Below are 14,661 nucleotides of genomic sequence, written 5' to 3'. Positions count from 1 at the left end.
AGGATGTATATGCATCCTGTCTTTTTTTGAAAGTTCACACATTTCTGTGGTGGATACGTTAAAATAAAAATGACGTGTAAAAAATAGAATGAACGAAATGAGGGAGACGAGATGAAAGCTGACCATACACTTCAATCCAACGCATCGATTTTACTACGGACGTTCGATAAAATTTCAGACTATGTATTCTTTATGGAAGTTGATGGTTCAGCTTATCGATACGTCTTCGTGAACGAACCCGGAAAACGTGCCATCAATTGGTCGGATGAGGATATCGGGAAGAAGATTGATGAACTCGTTCCGATTGAGACGGCCGCTCTTATCTCACAGTATTACGATGAAGCAATCCGAACAAAAAAGAGTGTCGTCTATGAAGACTATCTTCTTGCCGACTCCTTTTATACGGATACCGTAGAGGCTAATGATGTGTTGACGCTTCCACTTCATTACTTCGAGTCAGAAGTAACTCCGATTTTTGATGATGAGGGAATCTGCACACATATCGTCTCCGTCGTTCGTGAAGTGACAGAACGAAAACGTCGTGAGCTCGAACTCTCAATCCTAAAAGATCATCATGAGTCGCTGCGACGCTATTCTCCCCACGGCATCTTTGTGCTCGATCATCATCTAAACATTAAATCAGTCAATCCGGCCGTCACGGCCATCACGGGTTATGCGGAACAGGACATGCTTCACCATCCGTTCTTGCATTGGCTTCCTGAGAGTGAACGGTCTCGTGTACGGAAAGGATTACAATTCACGCTTTCTGGGATTCCACACAAATATTCCGTTTATGCTGAACATCAATCCGGTGAACGACTCGACTTGTCAGTCCTCAACATTCCAATCGAGGTCGGTGGTAACATTACCGGCCTATTTGCAATCATCATCGACTTGACGCCCGAGAAGAACGCCGAACGTGCTACGGTCGAAAGTGAACGCCGCTATCGTCAACTGATCGAGACGATTCCAGAAGGCATCATCGTCCATCAAGACGGGAAAATTATATACGCGAACGCGATGGCGCTCGCCACAATTGGTGAAACTTACCTCGAGAGTGAATCGATTTTTTCATTCATCGCAGAAGAGCATCATCTATCCACCCGTAAACGACTCGCATCCCTTGAACTTGGAGGCCCTGTGAAGGATACGGAAATGGCCATCGTGACGCCGAGTGGAGACAAGCTCCAGATGGATATCAGTAGTCTCCTCATCGACTACGAGGGCGAAACGGCCGTCCTAACGATTTTACGTGATGTCACAGAAAAACGTGAAATGGAACAAGCCTTGAGACAAAGCGAGTTACAATATCGATTGATCACAGAAAACATGAGTGATCTCGTTTGTATGTTAGAACGGGACGGTACCGTTCGTTATGCATCCCCTTCCCACCGTACCGTGCTCGGCTTTGCGGCCGGGTATTACGAAGGGAAGAATACGCTCGACTATATCCATCCTGACGACATCCATATCGTCAGGGAGCAATTGAAAGAAAGGCAGCAACAGGACATCTCGTTGACACTTGAGTTCCGTCATTTTCACGCCGATCAGCGCTGGATATGGCTCGAAACGAAAATACAGGCCATCTATGATGAATCTGGACGTCTCCTTCACTACTTGACGGTCAGCCGTGAAATCATGCAGCGAAAAGCACTCGAGAAACAATTGAAACATTTGGCGTATCACGACACGTTGACGGATTTGCCGAACCGCCGCTTCTTCCTCGCCTATCTCGAAGAAGAGATTGATCGAACCGAGTTCGAACAGGGCGAATTGGCCGTCCTCGCACTTGACGTTGACCGCTTCAAACAAATAAACGATACGTTCGGTCATGATGTGGGTGATGAGCTCTTGCGCCAACTCGCACGTCGATTGACATCCGTGCTTCGAAAACAAGATATGATCGCTAGACTCGGAGGTGATGAATTCGCCGTGCTCATTCGCTTCAACGACCTCTGTTCTCTACATCGTGTCGCAGAGAAAGTCATCCAGGCATTGCAACGTCCATGGGAAATTGACCATCATACATTCATCACGACTTCAAGTGTCGGGGGCGCTCGTTATGTGAAAGGCTTGTCGACCAAACAGTTATTAAAACGCGCCGACCTTGCTCTCTACGAAGCGAAAGCTGGCGGACGAAACCAATATGTACTCGCAAAGGACCACGAATGAGTGGTCCTTTTTTCACGTGAAACATCAAAAACCGAACGATTAAATGTATTTTATCGAATTATATTCATATTTAAGTTAATTTATTTAGATATCCTTTGACTTTGTGTTCTATTCACGTTATATTACCGAATGGGCGAAGTTTTTTGTTATTTAAGACGTTAATGTTCGTGAATAGGGGTGTGACATATGGATAAAGTATTTGATTACGAAGATATTCAATTGATTCCTGCAAAATGTATTGTCGACAGTCGTTCAGAATGTAACTCGACCGTCGAGCTTGGTGGCTTTACTTTCCGTTTACCGGTCGTTCCGGCTAACATGCAGACGATTATCGATGAAAAAGTAGCACTGATGCTGGCCAAGAACGGTTACTTTTACATTATGCATCGCTTCAATCCAGAGACGCGTCTTGCGTTTATCCAAGATATGCATGAGCGTGGATTGTATGCATCCATCAGTGTCGGGGTGAAGAAAGAAGAGTATGCCTTTATCGAGATGCTTAAATCGACCGGTCATACGCCAGAATTCATTACGATCGATATCGCACACGGACACTCAAATGCGGTCATTCGAATGATTCAACACATCAAACACCATCTTCCCGGCTCATTCGTCATCGCCGGGAACGTCGGGACGCCAGAGGCTGTTCGCGAATTAGAACACGCCGGAGCGGATGCGACGAAGGTCGGAATCGGACCCGGTAAAGTATGTATCACGAAAATCAAGACTGGGTTTGGTACAGGGGGTTGGCAATTGGCTGCACTGCGATGGTGTGCCAAGGCGGCGACAAAACCGATTATCGCGGATGGAGGGATCCGGACACATGGTGACATCGCCAAATCGATTCGCTTCGGGGCTTCGATGGTCATGATTGGCTCGTTATTTGCCGGACACGATGAATCACCGGGGGAAACGTTCGAGCAAGACGGGAAACAATTGAAAGAGTATTTCGGTTCGGCTTCCGAGTTTCAAAAAGGTGAGCGGAAAAACGTCGAGGGGAAAAAGATGTTTGTCGAACACAAAGGGGCACTACAAGATACATTGACCGAGATGGAGCAAGACCTCCAATCGGCGATTTCTTACGCGGGTGGTGACAGTCTCGAGGCATTGCGCACAGTAGACTATGTCATGGTGAAAAACTCAATCTTCAATGGGGATAAAGTATATTAATAAAGGCGACCTCGTGTCGCCTTTTATAGTTCTTTCATCATCATGTAGTAGTCCGATCCAGGTGGATAGTCCGGTAGCACACCCGCGACCGTATAACCGAATCGTTCATAAAACGTTTTTGCTTGAAACGAGAACGTCGTCAACTTCACACGCGTCGCACCGAGCGACTTCGCTAACGCCTCCCCTTCTACAAGTATTTGACTACCGATGCCTTGACCATGAAAGTCTGCATCGACCCACAGGCGATCCAAATCGAACCATCCCCAATACACACTCCCATACAATCCGGCGATCACCTGTCCTTCTTGTTCGATTTTTAACTGAATGAGCGGCACGTTCGCTTCGCGGATATCACGATGATGAATCGAATGAACGTTGTTATACTCACGCAATTGAGTGGTCAAAAACTGTTGGAACGTCTCGTCCTCCTCGTGAATTCTTGTGATATGTGTCATCTTCCCATCGTCCCGTTCACAAAAAACGTAATCAATTCTTTCTCTTCTTCGTTGATTTCACGATTGACGAGTGAAGCGTATGACCGAGTGATTCCATCGATATTTCCTGGGAAATCATTTGATATGGTGGCGATTCGTCTTAATGCGAGGCAATCTTCTGCGAACGCTTCACGACTCACCATCTCACCATGTGACCAAACGATTTGTTGGGCATCGAATGTCTCCAACACATCCAACAATCGAAGTGTCTCTTCCGGTGTCATCCGCCATGTCGGAGCGTATAGATTTGCGTATAACGCGTCTCCCAAAAATAAGATTTTCTCTTCTACAAAATATAGAATGACAGCGTCTTTTGCATGGTCTCCCCCGACATGTTTCAACACAACGTGAACCCCACCGAGGTCGAGCGTCAGCGATTCTTGAAACGTCAGCGTCGGCAACACGATTTCGATGTCGCGGGCGTCCCCATATTCTTCTCGGATCGCCTCCGCACAAAATGCGATTTCAATCCCTTGCGCCACCCGTTCATCAAGAGACGCATCGTCCCAATCGTACGGGACGAGCTTCTCCATACCTTGTTTTGTCGCCTCACTTGCAATCGATAACACCCCTTCTAGGGCCGGTAAACCAAAGATGTGGTCCCAATGCCAATGTGTCAATGCGACCATCGAAGGCGCACGGAGGTCTTGTTTTTCTAGCTGTTCTAAAAAGAATGACGCGTGCGACACAGAATTACCAGCGTCGATGAGCAGCGTATGCGTATCGCCGACAAGGACACCGAGAATCGGTCGGTCTGTACGGTCGACAGGTGTCATGTACCAAAAACGTTCCGAGTGCTTGATCAAAGTTTGCATGAACAAATAAACTCCTCTTCTACTAAATCAGTTAAAGTTCCTCGCCATCTGAATATACATCGTACCGGAACCATTGATTGCCTCCATTGTTTTTTGCAATGTGCATGGCCAAATCGACTTGATGAAGAATCGCGTCGATCGTGTCACTACTTTGCACCATGGTGACCCCGACACTCGCCGTAAGATGAATCACTTCTCCATTCGACGCAGTTATTCCCCGGGAAATGACTTCATTTATATCTTTTAACCTGCGGGGAGAGCCATCCTGAATCACAATGAATGCATTATCAGAAAATCGATACACCTGACCACCAACACGCTGTACAAACTCATTTAATCGTTGAGCCATCTCAATTAACATTTCATCCCCAATCAAATGACCGAATTGATCATTGATTCGTTTAAAATCGTCTAAATCAATTAATAGTAATGTGATTGGTTGCGAGCGTTGCAATTGCTTGTATAAATCAGTCGTGAGGGTGTGACGGTTACATAGTTTCGTCAATTGATCCTGTTTCGCGATATGAACCATCTCGCGTTGTTTCCGTTCTTTTCGAATCCCGCTCTCCATCCACCTCGCGAGCAATCGTATCGTGTCGGTCAATTCCTGAAGGGTATTCTCGTCGAGTTGATCATTTAAATTCCCTTGCTCCGCCAATAAAACAATCCAGCCAAACACTTGATGATTATGTGTCAGAGGAAAACTGATGAGCGTGGTGAATTCAATGCCGTCTACAATAAGTTCGCCTTCTTGTAGCGTTTGTGAACCGACTGTCGTCAGTTGATGGAGGGATTGAAGTTCTTCTTCTCCCCACGTCAAACGGGATACCCCATTCTCTACCAAGAGTCGGTTGAAAGTCTCAATCGAGAAGATGACCGCGTGTGAATAACCGACCCATTCCAATAGAATTTCTTGAACCCGCTCCAATTGGTCTTGAAATGGCAGGCGTAATGCCGTCGCTTCATACAATGCTTCTACAACTTGCTGACGATTGATTTGTCGCCTTAAAACTTCTGTATGCTCAATTTCTGTCATGACCCAATGCGCAAACGATTCAAGTGTTTGTAGATTTGCTTCCGTGAACGTTCTCGCCTGCTCGTCGACTACACAAAGCGTACCGATGACATGACCTTGTTTTGTACGAAGTGGTACACCTGCATAAAACCCAATACGCTCGAGCCAAGGACTATCGCTCTCAATCGCTTCTGACACGACATCTTCAATGACGACCGGACGCTCGGATGTGATAACCCGATTGCATAACGTCCATTCCCGTTTAAGATGCGCAGATTCGAGTTCAATCCCGACACATGATTTGAGCCACTGTTGATCCGTCGTCATGATGGAGATGAAGGCGACCGGCATCTGTAAAGTTTGTGCGGCCAAACGTGAGATTCGGTCATAACGTTCCTCTTGAGGTGTATTTAAAATCTCCAATCTCAGAATCGCTTTTAAGCGTTTTATTTCACGGTCGTCTAGAGAAGGTTGAAGTAACTGTGACGGCTGTTCGATTTTCGACAACATCGCTTGATGGGAATATAAGATATCGAGCGCTTCATCCAAGTCTCCGAGCGGCATCGGGCGACTAAAGAAATAACCTTGAATCTCATCACAGCCGAGTTGACGTAAAATACGATATTGTTCTTCCGTCTCGACCCCTTCTGCCGTCACCTCTAGGTCTAATTTTTTTGCCAGCGACACAATCAGTTTGACGATTTCATATTCTTTTAGTCCACTCTCTTGATCGAGTTGAGCAACGAACGATCGATCAATCTTGATTCCATCAATTTCGAATAGCTTCAAATAATTTAAAGAGGAGTAACTGACTCCGAAATCATCAATCATCAGTCGAAAGCCTTGCTGTTTTAACGATTCGACTATTTTGATCGTAGCGACTGGTTCATGCATTAACGTGTGCTCTGTCACTTCAAACTCAAACTGTTCAGGTTGAAGACCGTACGATGAAATGATGGAAACGAGTTCATTCATATGGTTCTCATGAAACAAGTTCGGCGACACGTTCACGGCCACACGGCGCCCTTCAAATTGCTCGGGATGTGTTGACACCTCTTGGCACACCCGATTCAGTACAAACTGTGTCACGTCCTCAATCAGTAGCGACTGCTCCGCAACCCGTATGAACATTTCAGGAGAAACAATACCGAGCACCGGACTTTCCCAACGAATGAGCGCCTCAAAATGAATTGCTCCATCCATCAATACTTTCGGCTGATACACCATGTACAGTTCGTCTTGTTTGAGTGCTTTCACGAGTTCCGTCTCAATCATGATTTCATCGATATAGCGTTGTACGTACTCATCGTGCTCATATAAACGAATCGTCTGACTCCCGGTCTGCCGCGCCTCGAGTAAAGCAGTCGAAGCGTTCATAATGATACGGTCGGCGTCTGTCGTCCCCGCTCCGATTCCGATACAACTCGATAATGGGAATTCTGCCTCCGCAACTTGGTAGGAATGACTCGCAATCACATCAAGCAAATGTTCAGCATACATATAAGCGATTTTAATCGGCACATATGGCAGAACCGCGATGAAGTCCTCGCTGTCCACCCGACCGATGATGGACCCTTTTGGAAGTGTGTTCGCCAATTGACGTGTGATATTTTTAATCAACTGATTCGATCGTTCTACCCCTTGAAGTGACATCATCATCTTGAAACGATTGATGTGCAGACGTATGACGCTCGTTTCTTCTGAACTCTGTTGCTCGAACAATTGATCGAGCTCCAATTTCACTTTCATCAAATTCGGCATTCCCGTCAAATAGTCCATGTGCTCGATACTTCGAAGTAGTTTAATTTCCGCCTCTTCCGATAAATCGGTCGTCAAGCTAAGTATATAACGAACCGTCTCCGCCTCATCCTCGATTGGTACAAGCATAGACGACGCAAATCGGGCCGTATTGGATTCGATATTCATCTTCGACATGAAATAGACCGGGTCGCCTGTCTCAACGACCGAATCATAATGCTCAATCAGCTCATTGGCCACCTCTGATTGATACATTTCATGTAAATAATGCCCTTCCACATCATCCGGGAGTGAAGAAGCAAGTTTTGCCTGATTGCTCACGTGAACGTAACGATAGCCCTCATCTGACACTTCCATTAGAAATACCATTCGATACAAACGTGTGAACAACTCGAACAGATAATGTGGGTCCCCTTTCATCCGTTGCATCGTATCCCTCCACCCGTTCCTTTTTCTTATAGTGTAGTTGGTTTCGTGCTAAGTATGGAGAAAACCTTTGAAAAAATGGGAAAACGTTTTTCGTCCGTACAAAAAACACCTTCCCTGTCTTGAGAAGGTGTCTGTCGGATTAAAGTAATTCGTTTGCCAATAGGCGATAGACGTTTAATCGGTCCTCTTGCTTATGCTGAATACTACAGATCATCGCTTCATCGAAGCCGTAACGTTCCGACTCATCACGCAACTGTTCCGCGATTTGTTTCGGCGTCCCCACGAGGTGAATCGCCCGGTTGTTGGCGATATGAATTTTATCGACTTCCGTGAGCGGATAGTCATGGGCCGCCTCTGGACTCAATAGCTGTCGCAACTGCCCTCGCATCAAGAAGAGACGCGACAAATCAGAAGGTCGAGCCAAATACTCAGCCTCTTCTTCCGTTTCCGCCGTCGTCACCAAATACGTGACACTGATATCCGGTTTTTCCATAAAGTCAGACGGTGTGAAGTGATGACGATACGTATCGAGCGTCTCGGCGCTCAATTGGCCATTGAAAAATTGAGCGAACGAATAGCCAAGCCCCATCCGTCCAGCTTGAATGGCACTGTTCCCACTCGAACCGAGTAACCATGCCTCTGGAAGGGTGATGCCTGTCGGCGCAGCCGGCGTATTCTTATACCAACGTTCTTCAGGTGCCTCGTCTTTAATCAATTGAAGCGTCGTATCTAATTTTTCATAAAGCCCATCCATCATCGGCTTTTGTCCCTGTGACATCGCATAGATCGCGTTCGAGTCACCTCCAGGTGCACGTCCGACACCAAAGTCGATTCGCTCAGGCGCAAGTGCACTGAGCGTCTTGAACACCTCCGCCATCTTGAGTGGCGAATAGTGCATCATCATGATGCCACCTGAACCGAGACGAATCTTTTTTGTTTTGGCTGCCAGATAGGCTGTGATGACCTCAGGAGCCGAACTAGCGAACGACATGCCTCCATGGTGCTCCGCCATCCACATGCGGTAATATCCTAACTCTTCTGCGACTTGTGCAAGCTCGACCGCACTTTTCAGCGCATGTTCTCCCGTATGACCCGACGTGACCGGCGCCTGATCTAACACACTCAATCTCATCATGCATTCTCCTATCTCTATAATGAAGTTTCTAAATATCTTGAATTTGTTGGACTCGCCGTCATCATACTAAATGGCTCTATAGAATACGAATGTTTTGCCTAGTCAACATCCAATATTTTTAGAAAATTCACGCATTTGGTTGATAGTACCTAGTCATATTTTTTATACTGATAAAGAAAGAGGTTTTAATCGTGGCTGGATGTGTAATGGGGATAGATAGACAGCAAAAACATTTCGGGGAAATGAGGAATGCATCATGAATGGTTCATCAACACCAGACGGAAAGAAATTTTCGAGTCGAGACTTTTTTAAGTTTTTGATTCCATCGCTCATCGGCATTATGTTTTTTATCGTACCAATCTCATCTGAGGAAGGTTTCACGATTCCAATCGCCTTCTTATCCAATCTATTGATTGATTGGATTGGCGCCATCGTACCGGCACTCGCCGTCATCATGATGGGAATTTCAATCCTTGGCTCGTTGTTATTATTTACGGCACGTCCTGCCTTTATAGTGGAACGACCATCAATCAACGCACTGTTTAGCGTGACACCGTTTTGGTTCGTTATGCGCATCATCGGTTTCATCGCCGGTGTCATGACGCTACTCGCGGTCGGACCAGAGATGATTACGTCGGAATTTACGGGTGGCTTGCTACTCTTTGATTTGATTCCAATCTTGTTTGCGACATTCTTTTTTGCGGGTATGTTGTTACCGCTCCTATTGAACTTCGGACTTCTCGAGTTCGTCGGCACATTCCTGATGAAAATCATGCGTCCGTTGTTCCGTCTGCCAGGACGCGCTTCCCTCGACTCGCTCGCGTCATGGGTCGGAGATGCAACGATTGGAATTCTACTTACGACAAAACAGTATGAAGAAGGTTATTATACGAAACGAGAGGCATCCATTATTGCAACGACATTCTCTGTCGTCTCCATCACTTTCACAATCGTCGTCCTGCAGTATATGAGACTCGATCAATACTTCCTGCCGTACTACGGTGCCATCATTTTATCAGGTCTAATCGCAGCCCTCATCATGCCGCGAATTTATCCGTTATCTAAAAAAGCGGATACTGCTTATGAGGAAATCGAGCTTCAACCGGAAGAAGATGTTCCGGCGAACATGTCGCTCGGTAAATGGGCGCTGACCCAAGCTTTGAAGAAGTCACAATCAAGTAAGAGTTTCTTGGAAACATTAAAAGATGGTTTTAAAAACGTACTCGATATGTGGATTGGTGTCCTTCCGGTCGTCATGGCTGTCGGGACAATCGCTGTCGTCATCGCCGAATATACACCGTTCTTCACAATCATCGGAAAGCCGTTCGAGCCGATTTTAATGTTCCTACAAGTGCCGGAAGCGGCAGCGGCCGCACAGACGATGGTCGTCGGTTTTGCGGACATGTTCTTGCCGGCCGTACTCGGAAGTGAAATCGAGAGTGAAATGACGCGTTTCGTCATCGCCACGTTGTCCGTCACCCAGCTCATCTATATGTCTGAAGTCGGGGGCTTGTTGCTTGGTTCGAAACTCCCAATCTCGTTCTTCGATCTCGTGTTGATTTTCTTGTTACGTACATTCATCACACTTCCAATCATCGTCGGAATTGCACATCTTGTGTTTTAACGAAAACGACGCCCTTTCTCTTTTATGAGATGGGGCGTCCTTTGTATACTAAAAGAAAAGGAGGGAAATCTAGATGGAGCACCCATTCGCAGGACAACTCGAGGTCGCAAACAACGGTTATGCCGGTATCATCGACCCGGAAGCTTATGTGAACGATCGTTACCATGGACGCTGGACATTAAAGCGCTCTGTACAGATCGAAGGCGTGCCTGTCTTGCTCCAACGACAATTCGAGAACGGAAAGAACAACTGTACGTTGACATCGATCACCGCCATCTTCCGCTTTTATCGAAATCACGGATTCACTAATATCCCAGACGATGTAACGCAGATTCAGGAGGATATGCGCGAGATTGCCTTCAGGCACCATTTCAAAGATGAGAAAGGGACGCCACCGACTCAAATCGCCACCATCATCACGAAATTATGGAAACGATACGGGTATGACGGTCGAGGCAGTTCCCGCTATCTATGGAAGTGGTCGACGTTCGAGCGGGAACTGAAAGCGGGTCGACCGTTCGTATTAAATATGGCGAACGGCTTCTATAAGAATCATTCCGTCACGGGGGTCGGCTATTTACAGTTTGAAAAACGGGGATTTCCCGACGTCGTCTTGTTGGCCGTGCTCGACAACCGGTCGAAAGACGTGCGCTATATCGACTTCAACGAATTCAACTTTTGGGGAAGCATCACGCGCGTCCATCCACCAACCACTCGTCCGTAATCGTTTCAATCGCTTGACCGATTTTTAAAAGATGCTCGCGCTTGGCGTATGACCCGTAATGTAGCCCGTTTGAGTCATACCCATTCCCGAGCCCGACGAACACTTCTGACGGCTTCATATGGAGGCCAATCATCGGGATACCTGATTCATGACGTCCGATTTCATAAGTGACGGCAGGATACGTAGACAGACTTCCTATTGTTGAAAACTCGTTCAAGGCACGACAGTTGTCTCGCCCGAGCACGATGATACGGCTCGGTTTAATATACGCAATCGTCCGCTCCAACAATTCGATTGAGGTCGGATGCTCCATCCAGTCGCGCCCCGTCCTCATCTTCCCCATCTGTTCATACGTCGCAAATTTAAAAAAATCGACGTGGATGACAGCGTTAGGGTCGTCATAAAACGACCGCCCCATCCCGTTGAGGAGCGCCTCGAGTTTGGCGCCACCTGGTTTCCCGAACCAGCTCGTCGTTGCGCGACCCGACTCGAAATAGACCGATGTCCGTTCGAGCGTTTGTTTCAGCGCCTCTTCATTTCCGAGGTAATCTTCAAACGAGAGTGTGTCCCGCCAATAGAACTTTTGGGCTTGCCCCATTCTCGGCGTCCCGTCACGATGTAAAAACTCGCCGCGGGACGGATTCGTCCCGATGGTCAGCCATTGATTCAGACCAGGTCGACCGTACCAAAGGACAGGCGACGCCTCCGAAATTAATTCTTTTCCGAATGATGTATCACATAGCGTTGCTTGAAATCGAATCGCGTCTTGTAACAGTCGTACTGCCTCCATGTCATCCCTCCTCTCCCGTTCGTTTCCCGCTTTCGAGAGTTTATAAAATGCGTTATAGTGAGAGGACGAAGCCAAATAAAGGACGTGTATACATGCGCATCAATAAATTCATTAGTGAATCAGGCAAGGCGTCCCGTCGCCAAGCCGACCGTCTCGTCGAAGAGGGACGCGTCACCATCAACGGGAAAAAAGCAAAAATCGGCGACCAGGTCAAACCGGGCGATGAAGTCCTCGTCAACGGTTCGGCCGCACGTGTCGCACGAAACAACGTCTACATCGCCGTCCATAAGCCGGTCGGGATCACGAGTACGACAGAGAAGAAAGTAAAAGGGAACTTGGTCGACATGGTCAACCACCCGCTCCGCATCTTCAATATCGGTCGTCTCGATAAAGACTCGGAAGGTCTTATCCTCATGACAAACGACGGCGATATCGTCAACGAGATTCTCCGTGCAGAAGGCGAGCATGAGAAAGAATACATCGTCTCGGTCGATAAGCCGATCACACCAGAGTTCGTCGAACAGATGGAAGCCGGCGTCAAAATCCTCGGACAGAAGACGCTTCCGTGTAAAGTCCGTCCGCTCTCGAAGTTTGACTTCAACATCACCCTCACCCAAGGACTCAACCGTCAGATCCGTCGGATGTGTGAGGCGCTCGGCTATGAAGTGTTCCGCCTCCAACGTGTGCGTGTCATGAACATCACGCTCGGGAAGCTCCCACCTGGACAATGGCGCGACCTTTCGAAAAAAGAACGGGAACAATTGTTCCGCGAATTGAATTACGAACCGAAAGAATGGTACTAAAATAAGCCTAGACGCGCGTCTAGGCTTATTTTTTATTTCGCTGTCACGCCACCGTCTACCGGAAGTTCAATCCCGCTAATATGATTCGCCTCGTCTGACGCGAGGAAGAGAACGGCTGCCGCCACTTCATCCGCTTGTCCGAGATTCGGCAAAGCGATTTGATTCAAGAAATGCTGCTTATAGTCCGGATGTTCCATATGCGGCGCACTCATCGGAGTCACAATGTACCCTGGGTGTACCGAGTTGACGCGAATGTTTTGTTTCCCGTAATCGACGGCCGCTGCTTTCGTAAGAGAACGGACCGCACCTTTTGAGGCTGTGTATGCCCCTGCACCCGCCATACCGGTCAATGCAGAGATGGAAGAGATGTTGACGATTGATCCTCCCTCATTCTCGGTCATGAGCGGAATCGCATATTGTGTCCCTAACATGACGCCATCGATATTGATTCGATACGTCCGTGCCCAGTCCTCTTCTGTCTGTTCCAAGAACGGTTTCGCAAGTGCGATTCCGGCATTATTGACGAGGATATCTAATTTGCCACACGTCGCTTCCACTTCTGCGAATACGTCTTCCCAGCTCGAACGCGATGTCACGTCATGCTTCACCGCGATGGCTTCACCGCCTTGTGCACGAATCGATTCGACCACGCTGTTTACACCTTGTTCATTGATATCTGTCGCGACGACCGTCGCTCCTTCTTTGGCGAATAGACGTGCCGTCGACTCTCCCATACCGCTTCCTGCCCCTGTGATGACCGCTACTTTCCCCTGTAAACGCATTGTCCCAGCTCCATTCTTTAAATTATGATAGTCTAACTATCATAATCATAATTGGATGTGACATTAATCTCAACGAAACTGCTCGAAGACGATATACTAAGGAAAGACAATGAGGTGATGGAATTGAGTAAACGACAACAAAACAAAGAAGAACGGATTCAACTGATTATCAAAGAGGCAGAGCGCTTATTTTTAGAGAACGGCTTTGAGAAAGTTCAAATGCAGGATATCGCGGATGCGGCAGGAATTGGGGTGGCGACGCTATTTCGCTACTTCCCGAAGAAAGACCAATTGATCGTCGCAGCGGCAGTCAAGAATCTACAACCGACACTCGAGCGATTTGAACAATTCATGCATGAGAAGGGAAACGCCTATGAAAGGCTTGAAGCCATCTTGAACCACTTTTTCGAGATGCAGTTGGAGCGGTCGAACCACGCCCGTTTCCGAGAGGCGTTTGAAAGCTATGCATCGTTCGTCGCCACGCCCCTTCCTGGGATCGAGACTTATATTGACGTGCAGCGACAAATCATGCAGACGCTCGAACCCTTGATTGAAGACGGGAAACGAGACGGATCATTCCGCTCGGATATCGATGTGAAGGTGACCGTCGTCACAATCATCAATACGTTCGGGACGTTCGGAAACAACATCATGTTGAAGTCACATATCAGTTATTTAGAAGACGATATCGAGCCGGCCGTTCAATTGCGTGCGTTGAAAGAGATGTTACTCGCATCCATTCGGGCATGAGAAAAGCCTCCCTTCGCTTGAAGGGAGGCTAATTGTATACATAAAAAATGAGCACCTCTCACTAGAGGTGCTCTCGAAAGTCTACCGCGACGGACCACGCTCCACAACGTGCTCCTCAAGGGAATGTCCGCCGTCTTACATAGACCAGCTCATCGCATGTACTCAACTATATGCGAAACCTACGTCCTCGTCAATCTTTT

General features: G+C 47.4%; 12 protein-coding genes. 6 read left to right on the top strand and 6 right to left on the bottom strand.

What is annotated here, in order from left to right:
• Positions 1–111: 111 nt before the first annotated feature.
• Complete coding sequence (locus tag KNO96_RS10285; RefSeq protein ID WP_214703580.1) at positions 112–2,172, top strand: PAS domain S-box protein; 2,061 nt, start codon at positions 112–114, stop codon at positions 2,170–2,172.
• A 186-nt stretch (positions 2,173–2,358) separates the two neighbouring features.
• Complete coding sequence (guaC, locus tag KNO96_RS10280; RefSeq protein ID WP_214703579.1) at positions 2,359–3,342, top strand: GMP reductase; 984 nt, start codon at positions 2,359–2,361, stop codon at positions 3,340–3,342.
• A gap of 23 nt (positions 3,343–3,365) precedes the next feature.
• Here the strand turns inward: guaC and KNO96_RS10275 are convergent, their stop codons facing one another.
• The 4 genes from KNO96_RS10275 to KNO96_RS10260 form a co-directional block, all read right to left on the bottom strand.
• Complete coding sequence (locus KNO96_RS10275) at positions 3,366–3,797, bottom strand: GNAT family N-acetyltransferase (RefSeq protein WP_214703578.1); 432 nt, start codon at positions 3,795–3,797, stop codon at positions 3,366–3,368.
• Entirely contained in the window at positions 3,794–4,651 is an 858-nt protein-coding gene (locus KNO96_RS10270; RefSeq protein ID WP_214703577.1) for an MBL fold metallo-hydrolase, read from the bottom strand. Before KNO96_RS10270 ends, KNO96_RS10275 begins: the two co-directional genes overlap by 4 nt.
• A gap of 31 nt (positions 4,652–4,682) precedes the next feature.
• Complete coding sequence (locus KNO96_RS10265; RefSeq protein ID WP_214703576.1) at positions 4,683–7,853, bottom strand: EAL domain-containing protein; 3,171 nt, start codon at positions 7,851–7,853, stop codon at positions 4,683–4,685.
• Between the two features lie 139 nt (positions 7,854–7,992).
• Positions 7,993–8,985 (bottom strand): LLM class flavin-dependent oxidoreductase, encoded by a 993-nt coding sequence (locus tag KNO96_RS10260; protein WP_214703575.1) that lies wholly within the window; start codon positions 8,983–8,985, stop codon positions 7,993–7,995.
• Between the two features lie 259 nt (positions 8,986–9,244).
• Here KNO96_RS10260 and KNO96_RS10255 point away from each other — a divergent pair, with 259 nt between their 5' ends.
• Positions 9,245–10,612, top strand: a complete 1,368-nt coding sequence (locus KNO96_RS10255; RefSeq protein ID WP_214703574.1) for a YjiH family protein — start codon at positions 9,245–9,247, stop codon at positions 10,610–10,612.
• Positions 10,613–10,685: 73 nt separating this feature from the next.
• Positions 10,686–11,336, top strand: a complete 651-nt coding sequence (locus KNO96_RS10250) for a C39 family peptidase (RefSeq protein WP_214700825.1) — start codon at positions 10,686–10,688, stop codon at positions 11,334–11,336.
• On the opposite strand, the gene KNO96_RS10245 is transcribed toward KNO96_RS10250, so the two are convergent.
• Entirely contained in the window at positions 11,302–12,126 is an 825-nt protein-coding gene (locus KNO96_RS10245) for a hypothetical protein (protein ID WP_214703573.1), read from the bottom strand. The two genes, KNO96_RS10250 and KNO96_RS10245, sit on opposite strands and share 35 nt — an antisense overlap.
• A 92-nt stretch (positions 12,127–12,218) precedes the next feature.
• Between KNO96_RS10245 and rluF the strand changes: the two genes are divergently transcribed.
• A complete protein-coding gene (gene rluF, locus KNO96_RS10240) occupies positions 12,219–12,929 on the top strand; it encodes a 23S rRNA pseudouridine(2604) synthase RluF (RefSeq protein ID WP_026824672.1) in 711 nt (236 codons plus the stop codon).
• A 32-nt stretch (positions 12,930–12,961) separates the two neighbouring features.
• On the opposite strand, the gene KNO96_RS10235 is transcribed toward rluF, so the two are convergent.
• Positions 12,962–13,711, bottom strand: a complete 750-nt coding sequence (locus KNO96_RS10235) for an SDR family NAD(P)-dependent oxidoreductase (protein ID WP_026824673.1) — start codon at positions 13,709–13,711, stop codon at positions 12,962–12,964.
• A 123-nt stretch (positions 13,712–13,834) separates the two neighbouring features.
• Here KNO96_RS10235 and KNO96_RS10230 point away from each other — a divergent pair, with 123 nt between their 5' ends.
• Positions 13,835–14,461, top strand: coding sequence for a TetR/AcrR family transcriptional regulator (locus KNO96_RS10230; RefSeq protein ID WP_214703572.1), 627 nt, complete (start codon positions 13,835–13,837; stop codon positions 14,459–14,461).
• Positions 14,462–14,661: the final 200 nt, after the last annotated feature.

The sequence above is a fragment of the Exiguobacterium sp. s89 genome, assembly GCF_018617735.1.
Classification (GTDB): Bacteria; Bacillota; Bacilli; order Exiguobacteriales; family Exiguobacteriaceae; genus Exiguobacterium; species Exiguobacterium marinum.
Note: the sequence above shows the minus strand (reverse complement) of the source record. Positions and strands in the feature narration are given on the sequence as shown.